Source organism: Salinisphaera sp. T31B1 (assembly GCF_040361275.1).
GTDB lineage: Bacteria > Pseudomonadota > Gammaproteobacteria > Nevskiales > Salinisphaeraceae > Salinisphaera.
Window position 1 is genome coordinate 349,072 of sequence record NZ_APNH01000002.1, and the last position, 19,899, is coordinate 368,970.

Sequence of the window (19,899 nt, forward strand, 5' to 3'; positions counted from 1 at the left end):
CTCCTGTTGACTATCATTTACGCGCGTCGCAGACGTGTCCGCCGATGCGAAACGCGCGCCATTCTAGGGAAAAAGGGTGGCTCTCGCCAGCGTCATGCCCCCATGTACAGACCGCCGTTGATCGACAGCGTCTCGCCGGTAATATACCCGGCGGAAGGCGATACGAGAAACGCCACGCTCGCGGCGATGTCATCGACCGCACCAAGGCGCTGCAAGGGAATCTGCTCGAGCATGCGGCTGCGGGTCTTGTCGTCCAGATCGCGTGTCATGTCGGTCTCGATAAACCCTGGTGCAACGGCGTTGACCGTAATCTGACGCGATCCGACCTCGCGTGCAAGCGAGCGGGTGAAACCAAGCAGTCCTGCCTTGGCGGCGCTGTAGTTTGTCTGACCGGCGTTGCCCATCAGCCCGACCACTGAGGCCACGTTGACGATCCGCCCGCCCTTGGCCTTCATCATGCCGCGCAGCACCGCCTTTGAAACGCGGAACACGCCCGTGAGATTGGCATCCAGCACCGACTGCCAGTCGTCTTCCTTCATGCGCATGAGCAGGTTGTCACGGGTGATCGCCGCGTTGTTCACGACAATCGTAGGCGCGCCGAATTCGCTGCCGACGGTCTTGATGAGGGCGTTGACGTTCTCCTCGTCGGTCACGTCCAGCCGACGGCCGGCGCCGCCACTGGCTTCCAGCCGCTGCTGGATGCGCTCGGCGCCATTATCGGTGGTAGCAGTCCCGATCACCGTGGCCCCGTCGGCGGCCAACCGGTCGGCGATCGCCTCTCCGATACCGCGCGAGGCGCCGGTGACCAGGGCGATCTGTCCACCCAGGGGTTTGTTGCTGGTGCTCATCTAACTCTCGGTGCGTCGCGTCGACGCAGTCGTTGTTACTCGTCTTCGACGCGGGTGGCGTCCAGCGCTTGTCGAAGGCTTTCGATATCCGACAATGGCAGCGATTGTGCGCTTTTGTCGATACGCTTGTTCAATCCGCTGAGCACCTTGCCCGGGCCGCATTCGACAAACAGCTCGCAGTTGGCGGTACGCATGGCGCGGATCGTATCCGCCCACAACACTGAATGATCGAGCTGACGAACCAGTGCCTTGCGGATACCGTCGACCTCTTCGCGCGGCTGCGCGTCGACGTTGTGCAGCACGGTGAGCTTCGGCTGTCGCAGCGGAATTTCAAGCAGATGGGACTGTAGCCGCTCGGCGGCCGGTTTCATCAGCGCGCAATGCGACGGCACGCTCACCGCCAGCGGTTTGACCAGCTTTGCGCCCTTGGCCTTGGCGATACGCCCAGCGGTCGCAACGGCGTCTGCATGGCCGGCCACCACGACCTGGAGCGGCGCATTGAAATTGGCGGCAGATACGACCAATTGTGCATCCGCGTGTTCGGCTTCCGCCTCGCTGCAGGCCGCCTTTACCGCATCGTCGTCGAGACCGATGATCGCCGACATGGCACCCTCGCCCGGACCAACGGCGCTCTGCATGGCACGGCCGCGCATCTGCGTGAGCCGCAATGCGTCGCCGAAATCCAGCGCATCAGCGGCAACCAGAGCGGTATATTCGCCCAAGCTGTGCCCTGCCAGAAGCGTGGGCGCGGGGCCGCCGCGGCTCTGCCAAACACGCCAGGCCGCCACCCCGGCGGCAACCAGCGCGGGCTGGGTGAACTCGGTCTGATCGAGACGCTCGCTCGGACCCTGGTCAATCAAGGCACCCATGTCGTAGCCCAGCGCTTCGCTGGCCTCGGCATAGGTCTCGCCGACCACGGGATAACGCTCGGCCAGCGCCGACAGCATTCCGACCGACTGGGCCCCCTGGCCCGGAAACAGCATCGCAAAACGCGACATATATACGACATCCTGCAAACGGTGTCGGCATCATACGCAGCCACCGCGGCCTTGGCCACGTGAAAAGATGCCATTTGTTAAACTCAAGCTCGTTATCGCCTGCTCAACGACCGGAGTTGTCTGACTTGGTACACGCCGAATTGACCGTGGCCGCCGTCGTCGAACGCAACGCGCGTTTCCTGGTGGTCGAGGAGATCGCCGGCGGAACGCGTGTGCTCAATCAGCCGGCCGGGCACGTTGAACCCGGCGAGAGCATTCTCGAAGCGGTGATCCGGGAAGCTCGCGAGGAAACCGCCTGGGGCTTCACGCCCACCGGTCTCGTTGGCATGTATTACTGGCCCCACGTCGATGGCCGTACGACACTGCGCTTCGCGTTCTGCGGCCAGGTGGACGACCATGCCGTCGATCAGGCACTGGATGAGGACATCATCACCACCCACTGGATGACCGCAGCCGAACTCGCCCGACGCAACGATTTGCGCAGCCCGCTGGTACTTCGTGCGATTGAAGACTATGCCGATCATCCGCCGCTGCCCTTGGAGCGGGTGCGTCATATCCGGAGTGCGCCGTGAACCCGAGCTGGAGCCAGCGGCCCGCGAGCCAGATCAGAGTGATCGTGGGCATGTCGGGCGGCGTGGATTCATCGGTGGCCGCGCTGAGGCTGGTCCAGGCGGGCTATCAGGTCGAAGGCCTGTTCATGTTCAACTGGAGTGACGACGAGGCCGGCCGCTGTCAGGCCGCGGAAGATTTCGACGACGCAGCCGCCGTAGCCGAGGCGCTGGATATACCCTTGCATCGCGCCGATTTCTCGCGCGAGTACAAATCACGCGTCTTCCGCTATTTCCTGGATAGCTACGCCGCTGGACGCACCCCCAACCCGGACGTGTTGTGCAATCGGGAGATCAAGTTCGATGCGTTCCTCCGTCATGCCGAACGGCTGGGCGCGGACGCCATCGCCACGGGACATTACGCCCGGCTGATTCACGACACCCGTTCCACACAGCTGCTACGCGGGCTCGACCCCGGCAAGGACCAATCCTATTTTCTCGCAGCCGTACCCAGGGCCGCACTTTCGCGCGCCCTGTTCCCGATCGGGGACATGCACAAAAAGGATGTTCGTGCGCTGGCCCGGGCCGAAGGCCTGACGATTCATGCCAAACCCGACAGCACCGGCGTTTGCTTCATCGGCGAGCGCGACTTCGAAGGTTTTCTGCGTCAATACCTGGCGGGACGCGCCGGGCCGGTGCGCATATCGGGCGGCCCGCTGGACGGACGCACCATCGGCGAGCATGCCGGACTGATCTACTACACCATCGGCCAGCGGCGCGGGCTCGGTCTGGGCGGCGTTGCAGGGGCCTCGGATGCGCCCTGGTATGTAGCCGCCAAGGATCTGGACAGCGATACCCTCTGGGTTACCCAGGACGACGCGCACCCGGCGCTGATCGAGACCGGATTGCGCACCGGCAAGCCCCACTGGCTGATCGAGCCACCCGAGCTGCCGCTGCACTGCAGTGCTCAGGTACGCTACCGTCAGCGCGCGCTCAAATGCAGCGTGGCCCCGGACGCCAACGGCGGACTGCGTGTGCACTTCGATACACCGCCGAGAGCCATTGCGCCCGGCCAGTACGTGGTGTTCTACGACGGCGATCACTGCCTGGGCAGCGCCGAGATTCTGGCGGCCGGGCTGACCGACGACGCAGGGAGCACCATGCACCACGACCACGCGGTTTCCTCGGCATGAGCGAACGACCTGCCCATACCCTGCGCGACCAGGCACTGGCTTTGGCCGGGGTGGCCCAGTTCGCGCTCTATGCCCATGAGCTCGGCGCCGACGGCCGCGACGAGCCGGCCCGGATCAACGCGGCCCGGCACGCAATCTTCTGCACCGACCCGGATCGCGTGATCGATGTTTACGGCGACCTGTCCCAGGTCGGCGACGGCATTGCGTTTCTCAAGACTCAGCTTGCCGGGGAAAAACCCGATCGCAAGTCGGCTGTGGTCGCACGGTATATCGGCCAGCTGCTGCGCCTGTCGGGCAATCTGTTGAAGGACGATGCTGCGCTCAGCCGCATCCGCGGCGCGATCGATCGGGCACGTCTGGCCGACCCTGCCGAGGTGCCCGACATTCTGGACGGCGCATATCGCAACAGCATCAGCCCGATCCGGCCTCAGATCATGCTGCACGGCCATCCCACCTATCTCGGCAATGAGGCGATTCAGGCGCGGGCCCGTACTCAGCTGTTGGCGGCGGTACGCTGCGCGATTCTCTGGCGCCAGTGTGGCGGTGGCTTCATCACCCTTTTCTTCCGTCGCAAGGCCCTGTTGAAATCTCTCGAGGGTATTGGCCCGTCCGGCGCCGTGCGCTGATCGCGTTCCGCGTCCGGGTATCCGTGCCCCACCACGCGGGCGATCCGCCTTGATTGAGAATCCTTCGCGTCTGCATGCCGACACGCGAATGGCTATACTGTGCGCCGCTTTATGGTAGCCATAACGACCGGCAATGCATCGGCTCGTTCCACTGAGTGTTTTTGGAGAAGAACCCTATGTCGGACAGTTTCAATACGCGTGCGCAATTCACCGCCGGTGACCGCAGCTTCGATTATTTCAGCCTGAAAACGCTGGAGGAGCAGTTCCCGAACGTGGCCAAGCTGCCCTATGCGCAGAAGATTCTGCTGGAAAACCTGCTTCGGCATGAAGATGACAGCAGCGTATCCAAGTCCGATATCGAAGCGCTGGCCAACTGGGACGCCAAGGCCGAACCGGACACCGAGATCGCCTTCACGCCGGCGCGTGTGGTCCTGCAGGATTTCACCGGCGTGCCGGCGGTCGTCGACCTGGCCGCCATGCGTGATGCGATGGCCAAGCTCGGCGGCAGTCCGGACAAGATCAACCCCCAGTCACCGGCAGAGCTGGTCATCGACCACTCGGTCATGGTCGACGAATACGGTTCCAGCGGTGCCTTCGATCTGAACGCCAAACTCGAGTTCAACCGCAACAAGGAGCGCTATGCGTTCCTGCGCTGGGGCCAGGGTGCGTTCGACAACTTCAAGGTCGTGCCGCCGGATACCGGCATCGTGCATCAGGTCAACCTGGAATATCTGGCCCGTGTGGTGTTCGGCAACGAAGACACCAACCTGGCCTATCCCGATACGCTGGTCGGCACCGACTCGCACACCACGATGATCAACGGTGTGGGCGTACTCGGCTGGGGCGTCGGCGGCATCGAGGCCGAAGCCGCCATGCTCGGCCAGCCGATCACCATGCTCATCCCGCAGGTCGTCGGCTTCAAGCTCTCCGGCAAGCTCGCCGAAGGCTGCACGGCCACCGATCTGGTGCTCACCGTGACCGAAATGCTGCGCGCCAAGGGCGTGGTCGGCAAGTTCGTGGAGTTCTTCGGCGACGGCCTGGCCGATCTGCCGCTGGCCGATCGTGCAACCATCGCCAACATGGCCCCCGAGTACGGTGCTACGTGCGGTATCTTCCCGGTCGACGGCGAAACCATCCGCTACATGGAACTCACCGGTCGCCCGGCCGAGCAGCTGGATCTCGTCGAGGCCTATGCCAAGGCCCAGGGCCTGTGGCGTGAGGACGGCGCGCCGGATGCCAACTACACCGACGTGCTGGAACTGGACATGGGCACCGTGCAGCCTTCCCTGGCAGGGCCCAAGCGCCCGCAGGACCGCGTGCTGCTGACCGACATGCAGGATACCTATCGACGCGAAGTCGAATCCTTCGTCAAGGCTCGCCAGGACAAGAGCGACAAATCCATGGCCGAGGCCCGCGAGGAGGGCGAAGGCGGCATCCCGAGCAAGAGCGTCGGCGGCAGCGCCCCGGTCAAGTACAAGGACGCGGAGTTCGACCTGCACGACGGCTCGGTCGTCATCGCAGCCATCACCTCCTGCACCAACACGTCCAACCCGGCGGTGATGATCGGCGCAGGCCTGCTGGCTCGCAACGCCATTCGCCGTGGTCTGCAGGTCAAGCCTTGGGTGAAGACCTCGCTGGCGCCGGGTTCCAAGGTCGTGACGGAATATCTGGAAAAGGCCGGTCTGAACGTTGACCTGGACAAGCTCGGCTTCCAGCTGGTCGGCTACGGCTGCACCACCTGTATCGGCAACTCCGGCCCGCTGCCGGAGCCGATCGGCGACGCCGTGCGTGATAACAATCTGAACGTCGCTTCGGTGCTGTCGGGCAACCGCAACTTCGAAGGCCGTGTGCATGGCGACGTGCGTATGAACTTCCTGGCCAGCCCGCCCCTGGTCGTCGCCTATGCGTTGGCCGGCACCATCGATACGGATCTGACCAACGACCCGATCGGCCAGGACAGCGACGGCCAGGATGTCTATCTGAAGGATCTGTGGCCGTCGCAGAAGGAAATCTACGACACCATCGGCACGTCGTTGAACTCCGAGATGTTCAAGGACAGCTACGGCGACGTCTTCGCCGGCGATTCGCGCTGGCAGGGCCTGGACACGCCGGAAGGCGAGATCTACGAGTGGGACGAGGACAGCACCTATGTGCAGAACCCGCCCTATTTCGAAGGCATGACCGCCGATGTCGCCGATATCCCGAGCATCCAGGGCGCGCGTTGTCTGGCCCTGCTGGGCGACTCGATCACTACCGACCACATTTCACCGGCCGGTTCGATCACCAAGGACTCGCCGGCCGGTCAGTACCTGCAGGAACAGGGCGTCAAGCCGTCCGACTTCAACAGCTACGGCTCGCGCCGCGGCAATCATGAAGTGATGATGCGTGGCACCTTCGCCAACGTGCGTCTGCGCAACCTGCTGGCACCGGGCACGGAAGGCGGCTGGACCCGCTACCAGCCCTCCGGCGACGAGATGTTCATCTACGACGCTGCCATGAAGTACAAGGCTGAAGGCACCCCGCTGGTCGTACTTGCCGGTAAGGAATACGGCACGGGCTCTTCGCGAGATTGGGCTGCCAAGGGCACGCTGCTGCTCGGCGTCAAGACGGTCATCGCCCAGTCCTTCGAGCGTATCCATCGCTCGAACCTGGTCGGCATGGGTGTGCTGCCACTGCAGTTCAACGAGGGTGACTCCGCTGAATCGCTGGGCCTGGACGGCAGTGAGACCTTCGCCATCGAGGGGCTGAAATCCGGCGCGACCCAGGTCACCGTGAAGGCGACCAAGGATGGTGGTGACGTGACCGAGTTCCAGGCCAAGGTGCGTATCGATACGCCCAAGGAATGGGACTATTACCAGAACGGCGGCATCCTGCACTACGTGCTTCGCCAGCTGGCACAGGCGGCCTAGCCCGGCCGCAGACCGTAAAAGCCCCGCTTCGGCGGGGCTTTTTTTTGGGTCGTCTCATAGGTTCGGCGTGATCCGCCGTGATAAGCCAAGGCGCGATCGAGGCCGGCGTGTTCGCGCCGAGCACCCGCCCCCCAAGGCCTCGTCGCCTTGCCGGCGACCGCCGCGCGCATATCCGTTGGCTCCGGGCACCGGGGCGGCTATTTGCTCGCCGGAGTATGACCTGCCGCGGCTCGCCGCCCGTTCTGGCCAGCGGCATGGGGCTTGCGGTGGATGCGCCGGCGCGCCTCGACGCAGCGCCAGACCAATCCCTCATCTCGCTGGGGCATCGACCTAGCGCCCACCCGCGTGGGGGCGACATCGATCAGCGGCCGTATACGGCTGCGCCAGACGTATCGAGCCTGGCTGCCGGGTCGCGGTTTACGACGCGGACCGCGGCCGAGGTACGCAGTGACCGAACAGGCCCCGGCCGATCCGTAGTACGTCCCATCAATACGTGCAACGCCGGCGACCGCAATCAACCCAGTTCGGCGGCGAGGATCGCCTCCTGTTCGGGCACATGGCAACCGTCTCGTCGAACCTGGCCTGCGATGACCGACGGAGTACAACCCGGCCACGCGCGACGCGCCTTGACCGGGCCAGCCCCCGTCGGATCTTCGGGGGCTGGCCCTGGCGCTTCACGCTAGCCGGTCAGCAGCGCGTCGAGCTCGGCGGGCGCCTCAAGCACGACGTCGACCGATTCGCTACGGCTGAGCGCTTGCTTGAACTCCTGTATAGCCACCCGTGCGGGTTCGGTTACCTCTGCGACCGGCATGTCCGCCCGGCGGGCGACTTCGTTGAAGAACGTGTCAACGCTGACACCCTTGTCGGTCTGCAGCGCCTGGCGGGCCCCGTCTTCGGCGGCCTGAGCCAGTTCCCGTGGCAGCTGTGAGGCCAGGCGCCGCGTCTGTTCGGGCGGCAGGTAGACACAGATCGTCTCGATGACCGCCCGGGATACGGCATACGCCTGCGCGTGCTCATCGATACCGGCCGCCTTGGCCACGTCATTCACGAACTGTTCGGTCTGCATCGGGATCTCCTGTTGCTTGGCGCGCAGGATGGGCCAAACAACGAGACCGACCTATCCGCAGACCTACGGAGTCCTGGCCCGCATCGGCGCCGAGCTCACTCGCCCCAGGTAGCCTCGAGCGTGCGCAGCCAGTTGTCGCGGCACAGACGCGCCAGCATCAACGCGTCATAGCCGTGATCGGCCATGGCTCGTCGCAGCACCGCCAGCCCGGCCCCGTCGCCGATCGCTTCGGGCACGAGCGCGCCGTCGAAATCCGAGCCGATTCCGACGTGCTCCGGGCCCATGATATCGAGCATGTGGTCCAGATGCGCGAGCATCGTATCCACGCCGGTCGCAGCGATATCGCGGCCGTCGGGGCGTAGGAAACATACCGCGAAATTCAGGCCCGCGATGCCGCCGCTGTCCCGGATTGCGCGCATCTGGTCATCGGTGAGGTTGCGGCTGTGCGCACAGATCGCGTGCGCGTTCGAATGGCTGGCGATCAGCGGCGCATCGCTGAGCCGTGCGACATCCCAGAAACCGCGTTCGTTGAGATGCGACAGGTCGAGGGCGATACGCCGGTCATTACAAGCCCGCACCAACGCCTTGCCATGGCTTGTTAGCCCGGCGCCGGTATCGGGACTGGCCGGATACCGGAACGGCACACCGTGGCCGTATGCGGTCGGCCGGCTCCATACCGGGCCGAGCGAGCGAAGCCCGGCGGCATGAAACACATCCAGGGCATGAAAATCCGTATCGATGGGTTCCGCGCCCTCGAAATGAAGCACGGCGGCAATGACATCGGCCGCCATGGCGGCCCGGATATCGGCGACCGAGCGACAGATACGCAGCGCACCGGCGGATTCCCGTTCGATCCGATGCAGGATCGCTGTCATCGACAGAGCCGCGGGCAGTGCCTCTGCCTGGCTCATCGCCGGAGGCAGCGGCTCGTCGTAGGCGCTGGCCTGCACATCGGTCTTTCGCTCGCGTCGATGGGTGGGTGACGGCACGAACACCGCGAACAGCCCGCCAGCGAATCCACCCTCGCGCATACGCGGCAGATCCAGATGCCCGGCCTTGCGGCCATTCACGAACAGACGGGCTGCATCCTCGGGCTCGCCCTGATGCAATCGCAACAGCAGGTCGTTGTGGCCATCGAATATCGACGGCAGATCGGACAGGCTCATGCGCACTCCTGCAGATGACGATACCGGCAAAATCCTCGCACGCAGCCGGGCCGGCTGTCTGCCCTGGAGTCCGCGCGTCGGCGTTCTAGAACGCCGACGCCACGCGCCCGACATCGGCCAGAACGCGGTCGCGGGCGGTATTGTCCGCCCGTGACCCGGCGTAATACGCGCTCACCAGTATCGGGCCGCGGCCGTCCCGCCAGACGACAGCGACATCGTTGGCGCTGTTATGATCCCCCGAGCCGGTCTTGTCACCGACCTGCCAGGTCGAGACCAGCCCGGCCCGCAGCCGCCGATCACCCGTGCGGTTGGCCTTCATCCATGTCTGGAGTTGCGCACGCGAGTCATCGCTCAGCGCGTTTCCAAGTACCAGCCGCTGGCTATTGGCGAGCATGGCATCGGGCGTTGTCGTGTCCCGTTCATCACCGGGCGCATAGGCGTTGAGTTCCGGCTCATAGCGATCCAGACGCGTCACGCGATCACCCAGGCCGCGAAGATAGGCGGTCAAGGCGTCGGGCCCGCCGAAGCTCTCGAGCATCAGATTGCCGGCGGTGTTGTCACTCAAGGTCAGCGCGGCTTCGCACAGCTCCGCCATCGTCATGCCGTCGCTGACATGCTGCTCGGTCGCCGGCGAATAGGTGACCAGATCGGCCTCACGGTAGGTGATGCGCCGACTTAGGCGCTCCTGGCCGGCGTCCACGCGCGCGAGCACCAGGGAGGCGGCCAGCAGCTTGAACGTACTGCACATGAGAAAGCGTTCGTCGCCTCGGTGGGATAGGCGGCGCCCACTGTCCAGATCGAGAATCGATACACCCAGACGTCCGCCGTGGCGACGTTCCAACGCCTCGAGTTGATTGGCGAGGCGATCGTCGTGTGCGATACCTGCAGAGGCGACCGGTACAACGAGCCACGGCGCGGTCGAGGCCAGACCCAGTACAAACTGACGACGAGATAGCATAGACGCTCCCATTCCGAAACCGGCCCCCGCCGCACGCGCTGATCATACCGTTGAAGTACGCGCCTACTGAATGGCCGGGCCGGCTCAGGCGCAAGAAAAACCAGTCGGGCCGGTTTTTTGTGCCCGATCATTGACGGGCCCGCACGCCAAGTCAGGCATCATGGGTTTCGACACCCGTTGCCTCAGGCCATGCCCGCCGTTCGTCGGGTTTGTACCGGGCCACGTTCTAACCGACCGCAGGAGACCCGATGAGCCAGGCCGACACCACCCGCGAAGCACTCTACGAGCAGGCCCGACAACGCGATGTCCCGGGGCGTTCGAAAATGACCAAGGAAGAGCTGGCGCAGGCCCTGGAAGGCCAGGACAAGCGGCCGGTCGTGGCCTCGCGGCTGGATGCATTCGAGCGGCTCGCCGAAGCCGCCGCGGCGGGCGAGTTTGTCATGTTGCCCCGGTCGCTGACCGGACACGACCGGCGCCGCCACGTGCGGCAGTGTCTTCGCGAGGATCACGAGACCCGTATTGCCGAGCATTCGGACGATGCACAGATCAAGTTCGATGAACTGTCGGATTCACTGTTTTCGTTCTTTCGCGGCACTGCGCTGTTGTTCTATCGGGACATGGCCGGCGACGACGCCTGGATGCCGACCGTACTCACGCTGGGCGACGTGCATCCGGAGAATTACGGAATCATGCCCAACGTCAACAACGTGCCGATCTTTTCGGTGAACGATTTCGACGAAGCCTATTACGCGCCGTTCACCTGGGACATCAAGCGCGGCGCGGTGGGCTTCATGATCGCTGCCCAGGCCGAAGGCGGGCTCAAGCGCAAGCATCAGAACAAGATTGCGAGGCACTTCGTGCGCGGCTATGTCGAGGGCATGCAGCGTCTGGCACGCGAAGGCACCGAGCAGGACGAGGAAATGCGGGTCGACAACGCGCCCAAACTCATCCGGCAGCTGATCAAGGACTCCATGAAAGAACGGGCCGAATGGCTGGCCAAGGGGTATCTCAACGAGCACAAGACCGGATTCCAGTCCAACGACGATCTGGTGCCGGTCTCCTCGCGTCGCGAGGAGTTTCAGGCGATCACCGATCGGCTGGTGAGCGAAAATCGCATCGAGGTCCCCGCCCGGGCCGCCGAGATGCGGGTCAAGGACGTAGCGCTTCGCAGAGGTCAGGGCACCGGCTCGCTCGGGCTCAACCGCTACTATATTCTGGTTGAAGGTCCGGCCCGCGATGGCACGGACGATCTGATCATCGAGTACAAGCAGGCACGTCGCTCGGCCCTGGCCGGGCTGGTCCCGCCGTCGTCCTACGAAAACGACGGTCTGGGCGAACGCATCGTGCACGCCCAGGCCGTGCAGTTGGTCCGCGGTGACGTCTTCTACGGCCATATCGAGTTCAACGGCCTGAGCTATCTATCACGCGAACGCGCTCCGTTCCGCGACGATATCGATCTCGACGACCTGTCCAAGAGCCAGTGGAAAGACTATGCAGGCATCTGCGGACGGGTGCTGGCGCGCGTTCATGCGCTGTCCGACGATGCCGGCAACATCGACTACGACATCGAACCGGCGATCAACAACGCTATCGGTCCGCCCGAACTGTTTGTCGACGACATGCTCGAGTTCGCCACCGAGGCTGCGGATCGGGTCCGCCGCGATCACGAACTTTTCCGCGCCGACCACGCCCTCGGTGCATTCGAACAGCTGGATATCGTGCACCGATAGACGAATCAGCGCATTCGCTGAAGGATATCGTCGCGCACGACCCAGTAGTGATACAGGGCGGCGACCGCGTGGAATCCGATCAGACCGGCGAACACCCAGGCTACGATTTCGTGAAACTCGCCCAGCGCCGCACCCAGTCCCTTGGATTCGGGCAGCAGCTGGGGTATCTCGAACAGGCCGAACAGTGGCACCGTGTGCCCGTGCAACATGGTCATGGCGATACCGCCCAGCGGCTGGACGAACAGCAGCAGATACAGTGACCAGTGTACGAGCGCCGACAGTTTCTGCTGCCATACCGGCAGCCCGGCGTTCGACGGCGTGGCGGTGGTCAGGCGTGCCAGCAGGAGCAGCGCGCCGCCAATCAGAATGATGGTCCCGGTGGTGGTATGGGCGACGAACAAAACCGTATGCCCGGTCGAATGTTCGTCGAACAGTCCGAAAGAAAACACGATGGCGAACTGGAGTATCAGCGCGGCGAGCAACAACCAGTGCAGGCTGCGGAACACGCTCGCGTAGCGTGATGGGACGGGTGTCATCAGTCTTTACTCCTTATCTGGTATCCGGGCCCGGCGGATGGAACGATCATAGCCCAGCCAAGCGAGCCCGCCGCCGATGCGTGGCCCCCGCTGCATCGGTCGAGGCGTGGGGCATGTGCTGGACAATCACGCGGCCGAGCGGCGTGCCGCTCTGACGCCCGAGTCGGTCACCGACAGTCAGGCGAACACGGCCACTGGCAGCGCGAAGCAGACGGCCTACGCGACCGCACCGCGGGGCGGACGCTTGTCGATGGTCAGCACGGCGGGCCCATACCGGAATGAACGGGCCGAGGAAGACGGCGAGTGCACTGCTACCGATATGCCGCCCTGGCGGACTGCGAAAAACGCCGCGTGTGGTTTGGGTCATGATCGATCCATGGGGTGGCGGCCCGGTCGAACAGGCGAACAGGCGAACAGGCGAACAGGCGAACAGGCACGACCCTAGCCGGTGCAGGTTATCGGAGGCTTAAGCCACACGCCCGGTACGCCAGAGCCCGGGCCGCCGCACAGGCGCACCGCGCTCGGATGTCCGAAAACCGCAAGACCGCCGGGGTACACACGGCCTAAACTCGGCCCATGCGCCTGCACGACGACCAGTACTACGCCGCCTTGAGCGCACGTGACGCCCGTTTCGACGGCCTGTTCTTTGTCGGCGTGACGACGACCGGTATCTATTGCCGACCGATCTGTCGTGTGCGCTTGCCCGGGCGCGACCGCTGCCGTTTCTTCGGACATCCGGCCGCGGCTGAGGCCGCCGGTTTCCGTCCCTGTCTGAGATGTCGCCCGGAACTGGCCCCCGGCGACCCGACCACGGGCAGTGCCCGGCGGGTCTGCGATCGGGCCGTGGCACGAATCGAAGCCGGGGCGCTGTCGGAGGCGTCGGTCGACGAGCTCGCTGCGGAATTCGAAATGACCGCACGACAGCTTCGCCGGGTGGTCAAACAGGCCTACGGCGTCACGCCGATCGAACTCGCCCAGACCCGCCGCCTGCTCCTGGCCAAGCAACTGCTGGCCGATACGAGCCTGCCGATCGCCGACATCGCCTTCGCCAGCGGCTTTACCAGCGTACGCCGCTTCAACGAGCTTTTCCGAAGCCGCTATCAGTTGAGTCCGAGCGGCATGCGCCGACCGACCAACCGGACCGCGCCGGATTCGCTCCGGTTGACACTCGGCTATCGGCAACCGCTGGCCTGGTCAGCGCTGCTCACATTCCTGCGTGATCGGGGTGCCGACTGTGTCGAGCAGATCCATGGGCAGGTCTATCGACGCACCGTAGCCATAGGTGGGGCCCGCGGCTGGATCACCGCACAACTGGCCGGCCACGACGGTCGGCTAGTCGTGGATGTGTCGGACGGGCTGGTCCCCAAGCTGGATCAGTTACGTATGCGTCTGCGCCGGTTGTTCGATCTCGACGCCAATCCGCGGGTGATCGATGCCCATCTTGCCCTGGACCCGACGTTCGCTGAAGGTGTGAACGTTCTGCCCGGGCTGCGCGTACCCGGCACGCTGGACGGGTTCGATCTGGCCGCACGGACGGTGATCGGCCAGCAGGTCAGTATTGCGGCTGCCACCACGCTCTATACCCGTTTCGTTCACGCATTCGGCCGATCGTTGGACACGCCCTATGCCGGGCTGACCCATCTCACACCTCAGGCAGAGCACGTCGCCGGCTGCGATCCCGGGCGCCTGGCAGCGATCGGCCTGCCGAGGCAACGGGCGCGGACTCTCCATGCCCTCGCCTGCGCAGTGGCCGAGCGCCGTCTGATACTCGATCCCGAGGCCGATACGAAGACGATGCTCGACCGGCTCGCCGCGCTGCCCGGCATCGGTCCGTGGTCCGTACAGTACATTGCCATGCGCGCCCTCGGCCAGCCCGACGCGTATCCGGCCACCGATCTGGTTCTGCGCCGTTTCGCGCGCGATGCGCGCAGCTCTGGGTCGGCTGCGGCCGCGCGTCCCTGGCGTGCCTATGCCGCCATGCAACTATGGCACCATGCCGCCCACGGAGGATGACCATGCCCGTCTTTTATACCTTCATCGACAGTCCGCTGGGCCCGCTACGCCTGGTCGGCGACGGTCACGCCCTCTCCGGGCTGACCATGTCCGAACATCGCCATGCCCCGGACACGAAAGGAGACTGGATACGCGAGGATGCCCCCTTCGAGGCCACCCGGTCGCAGCTGGACGAGTATTTCGCCGGGCGCCGATCGACCTTCGATCTGGTAACGGCCCCGGCGGGGACCGCCTTCCAGCAGCGCGTGTGGCAGGCGTTGCAGCAGATCCCTTACGGACAGGCCGAAAGCTATGGACAGCTCGCCGAACGGATCGGCTCGCCGAAGGCCGCACGTGCGGTCGGCCTGGCCAACGGCCGCAACCCGATCTCGATCGTGATCCCCTGCCATCGCGTCATCGGTGCCGGCGGGCAGTTGACCGGTTACGGCGGCGGACTGGAGCGAAAACGCTGGCTGCTCGACCACGAAACACAAAACCGCTCGGTGGCCCGCGACGCGGTTTCCTGACAGGGGTATTTCAGCGCTGTTCCGATTTGGCTCGGATCACGCAGGCGCCGATAATGGCACGGATCCGTCGACTCGACCCAAGTGCAGCGATGAACGAGCAACGAATACGCGCCGGCGTACTGGATGTCCATTATCAGGAACATGGCCCGGACGACGGCACCCCGGTCGTGTTGTTGCACGGCTTTCCCTACGACATCCACGCCTTCGACGAAGTCGCGCCGCTCGTGGCCGATGCCGGGGCTCGCGTGATCGTGCCGTATCTGCGCGGCTACGGACCGACGCGCTTCCTCAACGCCGATACGCCACGCTCGGGCCAGCAGGCCAGTCTGGCCGCGGATCTGCTGGCGCTCATGGACGCCCTGGCCCTGGAACGGCCGGTTCTGGCTGGCTTCGACTGGGGCGGTCGCGCTGCATGTATCGTCGCCGCGCTCTGGCCCGAACGCGTACAGGCGCTGGTGTCCTGCGGCGGTTACAACATCCAGGATATCGCCCGCGCCGGCCAGCCTGCGTCCCCCGAACAGGAACACCGTTACTGGTATCAATACTATCTGCATGGCGAACGCGGACGGGCCGGACTCGAACGCTATCGAGCCGAGTTCTGTCGCCTGTTGTGGCAGCTCTGGTCGCCGACCTGGATGTTTTCCGACGAGATATACGAAATAACGGCCGAGGCCTTCGACAACCCCGACTTCGTCGAGGTGGTCGTGCATTCGTATCGACATCGTTACGGCCTGGTCGCCGGCGACCCCGACGTGGCCTCGATCGAAGACGCGCTGACCGAGCAACCCATGATCCGGGTGCCTACGATCGTCCTCGACGGTGCCGTCGACGGCATTCCGGCCTATGGATCACCGGTCGGCCACGACCGCCATTTCACCGGTGCTTACGAGCGACGGCTGCTCGGCGATGTCGGCCACAACCCGCCACAGGAGGCACCCGAGGCCTTCGCCGATGCCGTGTTGAGCCTGCTGGGCAAGGACTGAACGTCCGACGCTCAGTGGGCATCGAACCGTTCCGCCCGGAACGGCCGCATATCCACAACCGGGCTTTCGCCCGCCATCATCTCGCCGACCAGCCGGCCGGTGATTGGGCCCAAGGTAAAGCCCTGGTGGCCGTGCCCGAAGGCCAGCCACAGATTATCGTGCCTGGGCGCCGGGCCGATGACGGGCTTCATATCGCCCATGCACGGCCGCGCGCCTTTCCAGGGCTGCGCTTCGCGGCGTTCGCCCAGCGGAAAGATGGTGCGTACCTCGGCCTCCGCCGCTTCCAGCTGGCCGGTACGTGGCGGCGCTTCCAGGGTATTGAGCTCTGCACCGGTCGTCAGGCGCAGCCCGGCACGCTTGGGCGACAGCAGATAGCCTTTTTCATGGTCGAGAAACGCATGATCAAGCGTGGCGCCGTCGGCCGCACTGTAATGCATGTGGTAGCCGCGCATATGGAACAGCGGCATCTCGTAGCCAAGCCGCTCCAGCCATTGGTTGGACCACGGGCCGGTCGCCAACACCACGGCATCGCTGTCGATCGTCCCCTGGTCGGTATGCAGACGCCAGTGCCCGGCCTCGTTGTCGATGTCGTTTGCCTGCGCCTGGACAAACTGCCCACCGAGGGCTTCGAAAGCCGTTGCATACGCCTGCACCAGCGCCCCCGGATCGCTGACCGACCAGGAGTTGGTCCAGTGAATGGCGCCGATCAGCGCCTGGCCGAGATACGGCTCGGCTTCGGCCAGCGCTGTCTGATCGAGTACCGCATACTCGACGCCGAATCGCGTATGGATATCGGCCGCCCGTGCCTGCGCCTGCTCGAACACCGACGACGTACGGAAGACTTCGAACCAGCCATCACGGCGGATCAGGGACTCAGCGCCGGCGGCAGTGAACATACGCTCGTGCTCGGCGGTGCAATGCACGATCAGCGATGCATACTCCGGCACGATCTCGGCGAATCGCGCCGGCGCCGAACTGCGCCAGTATTCCAGCAGCGGTTCGGCGGCTGCGAACATCGCGCCCGCGCGGTAGCGGATATCGATACTGCGGTTGGGAAGCACTCGCCACATGTTGGCCAGATCACGCGGGAACGGATGCGGCATGACCGCTTCGCGCTGGATCAGACCCGCATTGCCAAAGGACGTCTCCCGACCGGGCGCACGCCGGTCGACCAGGGTGACCCGCTGGCCACGTAGTGCGAGATGGTAGGCAATGCTGACGCCGACCATGCCGGCGCCCAGTACGGTGGTGTGCTGCACGTCGTCGATACTCCGGCCGTGAATACTGGACATGAGAATGCGTCGGACCCGGGGTCGGGCGCCTAACCGTGTTCTGCCCGATCGCGCTCGGGCAGGCGCCAGCCGGGCCGGATGAAGTGACAGGTATAGCCGTTGGGATAGTGCTGCAGATAATCCTGGTGTTCGGGCTCTGCTTCCCAGAAATCACCGGCCGGCGCGACTTCGGTCACCACCTTGCCCGGCCATAGGCCGGAGGCCTCGACATCGGCGATGGTGTCTTCGGCGACGCGTTTCTGCTCATCGTCGAGATAGAAGATCGCCGAGCGATAGCTGGGCCCACGGTCGTTGCCCTGTCGATTGGGCGTGGTCGGATCGTGAATCTGGAAAAAGAATTCCAGCAGCCGGCGATAGCTGATGCGTGCCGGATCGAACACGATCTCGATCCCTTCGGCATGGTTGCCGTGATGACGATACGTGGCATTGGGAACTTCGCCACCCGTGTAGCCGACACGTGTCGATACGACACCGGGGTAATCGCGTAGCAATTCCTGCATCCCCCAGAAGCAGCCGCCGGCCAGTAGTGCGCGTTCGTTATCTTGCGTCATGGGTCGTCCGATTTTTCACAAATGGGTTCTATGCGGATACAGGGCTGTGTTTATGGGCGACACCGGAACAATTCCAGTGCCCAACGCGCCACTGCGTAGAACACGGGATTGGCAAGCTCCGGTCAACTGCGGATACTCGAACGCTCCTTCAGACTGCAACGTCATCGAGGTCATCATGAAACGTGTCGCCACATCCGTCGCCCTGCTGGGCACTCTTGCTCTGGTCGCCTGCGGCAACTCCGACCATCACCCCAAACCGCCGCCGGGCAGCGTGGTGGCGCCACCGGCCTCGCCGGCGATCCATTTCAAGGTCAGCGACGGCAACGGGAACCTGCTCGACCTGATGATCGAATGCGGGGCCGACACGTCGATCAAGGAATGCGCCAAGGTCAACGAGTCGATCATCGACAAGGTCAGCCGGATTCGCAGTCAGGCGGCCAACGGCGGTGCCCGGCCACCGCAACCCGGCCAGAAGGACTAGTCGGGCACGGTTTCGGGCCGCCGCGACATCGGCCCTGCGCCGGTGTCGCGGCCATGCCCGGCCCGCTCAGGCGTTCGGTTCGTCCAGATCCGACTCGGCCTGGGCGAGCAGGGCGAATTCCTCATCGGCTGTGGCCGCGACCAGCCGGTGACGGCTGAATACGAAGAAATAGATCGCTCCGACCACGAACAAGGCAATGGTATAGCCGAAGGCACGCGGGTCGAACGCATACACGCCGGTCAAAGCGACCAGCGATAGACACAGCGCGATCGACGAAGTCACGATCCCCCCCGGTGTGCGATATGGACGCTCAAGCTCCGGCCGGTTGCGCCGCAGCAGAATATGACTGGCCGCCATGAGCGCATACGACAACGTGGCCCCTACAACTGCCATGCTCAGAATCAGATCGCCCGCGCCGGTCAGCGAAACCGCGAAACCGAACACGCCCGGCACGATCAACGCCCAGGTCGGCGCCTTGCGCCGACTGGTCAGCGACAGGAAACGCGGCAGGTAACCGGCCCGCGAAAGCGCGAACACCAGCCGGCTGTAGCCGTAGATGATCGAGAAAAACGATGCGATGAGACCGGCCAGGCCGAGCACGTTGACCACAGTCGCCAGGGTCTGGCTACCGCTGTCCTGCAAGGCGGTGACCAGCGGCACGGCGCTGTCGCCGATCGCCTGCGCACCGGCTGCCCCGGCCAGCAGAAAGACGACCAGTACGGCCGTGCCGATCAGAAACAGCATTGCACCGATGATGCCGCGCGGCACGTCGCGCGCGGGATCCTTGGCTTCTTCGGCGGCCAGCGGCACGCCCTCGACCGCCAGGAACAGCCACATCCCGAACGGCAGCGCCGCCCATACGCCGTAGAAACCCAGCGGGAGAAAGCTCGATGCGCCCAGCGCGTCGGTCGGGGGCATGTCGAACAGGCGGCTGCTGTCGAAGTCACCGATCAGCGCCACGGCGGTAGCCACGATGGCCAGCACCGCAAGCCCGCTGATCACCATCATCACCTTCAACGCCTCGCCCACGCCGGCCAGATGAATCCCGATGAACAGCGCATAGAACACGGCGTAGACGATCGGTCCGTCGATGCCGATCAGCTCGGAGACCGCGGCCCCGATGAAGATGACGATGGCCGCCGGCGCCAACGCGTATTCGATGAGCACCGCCAGCCCAGTCAGATAGCCACCGGCCGGGCCCATCGCCTGTCGGGCGAAACTGTAGCCGCCCCCGGCGGCCGGTATGGCGGCCGACATCTCGGCCAGCGACAGCACCAGCGTGAAGTACATGATGCCCATGAGTACCGCGGCGATCGCAAATCCGCCCCAGCCGGCCTCGGCGATGCCGAAGTTCCAGCCGGCGAAATCACCCGAGATGACGTACGACACGCCCAGACCCGCCAGCAACACCCAGCCGGCCGTGCCGCGCTTGAGCTGGCGCTTGGCCAGATACGCTTCATCGACTGTCGCTTGCCCCATGACCGCCTCCCCCTGC

Annotated in this window: 18 protein-coding genes; 9 read left to right on the forward strand and 9 right to left on the reverse strand. The window is 64.7% G+C overall.

Annotated features, from left to right (window positions below; all coding sequences use genetic code 11):
- Window positions 1-92: 92 nt before the first annotated feature.
- Window positions 93-848, reverse strand: a complete 756-nt coding sequence (fabG, locus tag T31B1_RS08470) for a 3-oxoacyl-ACP reductase FabG (protein WP_353249049.1) — start codon at window positions 846-848, stop codon at window positions 93-95.
- A gap of 35 nt (window positions 849-883) precedes the next feature.
- Complete coding sequence (gene fabD / locus T31B1_RS08475; protein WP_353249050.1) at window positions 884-1,846, reverse strand: ACP S-malonyltransferase; 963 nt, start codon at window positions 1,844-1,846, stop codon at window positions 884-886.
- Between the two features lie 116 nt (window positions 1,847-1,962).
- Here fabD and T31B1_RS08480 point away from each other — a divergent pair, with 116 nt between their 5' ends.
- From T31B1_RS08480 to acnA, 4 genes are all read left to right on the forward strand, one after another.
- Window positions 1,963-2,418 carry an NUDIX hydrolase gene (locus T31B1_RS08480; RefSeq protein ID WP_353249051.1) on the forward strand — a complete coding sequence of 152 codons (456 nt, stop codon included), beginning with the start codon at window positions 1,963-1,965 and terminating at the stop codon, window positions 2,416-2,418.
- Window positions 2,415-3,587, forward strand: coding sequence for a tRNA 2-thiouridine(34) synthase MnmA (gene mnmA / locus T31B1_RS08485; RefSeq protein ID WP_353249052.1), 1,173 nt, complete (start codon window positions 2,415-2,417; stop codon window positions 3,585-3,587). The genes T31B1_RS08480 and mnmA overlap by 4 nt, the downstream gene beginning before the upstream one ends.
- A complete protein-coding gene (locus T31B1_RS08490; protein WP_353249053.1) occupies window positions 3,584-4,213 on the forward strand; it encodes a lysogenization protein HflD in 630 nt (209 codons plus the stop codon). The genes mnmA and T31B1_RS08490 overlap by 4 nt, the downstream gene beginning before the upstream one ends.
- Before the next feature lie 176 nt (window positions 4,214-4,389).
- Entirely contained in the window at window positions 4,390-7,122 is a 2,733-nt protein-coding gene (gene acnA, locus T31B1_RS08495; protein WP_353249054.1) for an aconitate hydratase AcnA, read from the forward strand.
- Between the two features lie 679 nt (window positions 7,123-7,801).
- Here acnA and T31B1_RS08500 read toward each other — a convergent pair.
- From T31B1_RS08500 to bla, 3 genes are all read right to left on the reverse strand, one after another.
- Window positions 7,802-8,188 carry a DUF2267 domain-containing protein gene (locus T31B1_RS08500; RefSeq protein ID WP_353249055.1) on the reverse strand — a complete coding sequence of 129 codons (387 nt, stop codon included), beginning with the start codon at window positions 8,186-8,188 and terminating at the stop codon, window positions 7,802-7,804.
- A 95-nt stretch (window positions 8,189-8,283) separates the two neighbouring features.
- Window positions 8,284-9,354, reverse strand: a complete 1,071-nt coding sequence (locus T31B1_RS08505; protein WP_353249056.1) for a dipeptidase — start codon at window positions 9,352-9,354, stop codon at window positions 8,284-8,286.
- An 85-nt stretch (window positions 9,355-9,439) separates the two neighbouring features.
- A complete protein-coding gene (gene bla, locus T31B1_RS08510) occupies window positions 9,440-10,312 on the reverse strand; it encodes a class A beta-lactamase (RefSeq protein ID WP_353249057.1) in 873 nt (290 codons plus the stop codon).
- 248 nt (window positions 10,313-10,560) lie between these two features.
- On the opposite strand from bla, the gene T31B1_RS08515 reads away from it, so the two are divergent.
- Window positions 10,561-12,042, forward strand: a complete 1,482-nt coding sequence (locus T31B1_RS08515) for a DUF2252 domain-containing protein (protein ID WP_353249058.1) — start codon at window positions 10,561-10,563, stop codon at window positions 12,040-12,042.
- Window positions 12,043-12,047: 5 nt separating this feature from the next.
- Here T31B1_RS08515 and T31B1_RS08520 read toward each other — a convergent pair whose 3' ends face one another.
- Window positions 12,048-12,578: a cytochrome b gene (locus T31B1_RS08520; RefSeq protein WP_353249059.1), complete on the reverse strand. Its 531-nt coding sequence runs from the start codon at window positions 12,576-12,578 to the stop codon at window positions 12,048-12,050.
- Window positions 12,579-13,154: 576 nt separating this feature from the next.
- Between T31B1_RS08520 and T31B1_RS08525 the strand changes: the two genes are divergently transcribed.
- From T31B1_RS08525 to T31B1_RS08535, 3 genes are all read left to right on the forward strand, one after another.
- Window positions 13,155-14,591, forward strand: coding sequence for an AlkA N-terminal domain-containing protein (locus tag T31B1_RS08525; RefSeq protein ID WP_353249060.1), 1,437 nt, complete (start codon window positions 13,155-13,157; stop codon window positions 14,589-14,591).
- Between the two features lie 2 nt (window positions 14,592-14,593).
- Window positions 14,594-15,097, forward strand: coding sequence for a methylated-DNA--[protein]-cysteine S-methyltransferase (locus tag T31B1_RS08530; RefSeq protein WP_353249061.1), 504 nt, complete (start codon window positions 14,594-14,596; stop codon window positions 15,095-15,097).
- Window positions 15,098-15,186: 89 nt separating this feature from the next.
- Window positions 15,187-16,080 (forward strand): alpha/beta fold hydrolase, encoded by an 894-nt coding sequence (locus T31B1_RS08535; protein ID WP_353249062.1) that lies wholly within the window; start codon window positions 15,187-15,189, stop codon window positions 16,078-16,080.
- An 11-nt stretch (window positions 16,081-16,091) separates the two neighbouring features.
- On the opposite strand, the gene T31B1_RS08540 is transcribed toward T31B1_RS08535, so the two are convergent.
- Together T31B1_RS08540 and msrA are read right to left on the reverse strand one after the other, a co-directional pair.
- Window positions 16,092-17,372 (reverse strand): NAD(P)/FAD-dependent oxidoreductase, encoded by a 1,281-nt coding sequence (locus tag T31B1_RS08540; protein ID WP_353249063.1) that lies wholly within the window; start codon window positions 17,370-17,372, stop codon window positions 16,092-16,094.
- A gap of 29 nt (window positions 17,373-17,401) precedes the next feature.
- Entirely contained in the window at window positions 17,402-17,923 is a 522-nt protein-coding gene (msrA, locus tag T31B1_RS08545; protein ID WP_353249064.1) for a peptide-methionine (S)-S-oxide reductase MsrA, read from the reverse strand.
- A 175-nt stretch (window positions 17,924-18,098) separates the two neighbouring features.
- Between msrA and T31B1_RS08550 the strand changes: the two genes are divergently transcribed.
- The gene (locus tag T31B1_RS08550) at window positions 18,099-18,404 is read left to right on the forward strand and encodes a hypothetical protein (RefSeq protein ID WP_353249065.1); all 306 of its coding nucleotides are present in this window, start codon (window positions 18,099-18,101) and stop codon (window positions 18,402-18,404) included.
- A 66-nt stretch (window positions 18,405-18,470) separates the two neighbouring features.
- Here T31B1_RS08550 and eat read toward each other — a convergent pair whose 3' ends face one another.
- Window positions 18,471-19,883 (reverse strand): ethanolamine permease, encoded by a 1,413-nt coding sequence (gene eat / locus T31B1_RS08555; protein WP_353249066.1) that lies wholly within the window; start codon window positions 19,881-19,883, stop codon window positions 18,471-18,473.
- Window positions 19,884-19,899 lie beyond the last annotated feature (16 nt).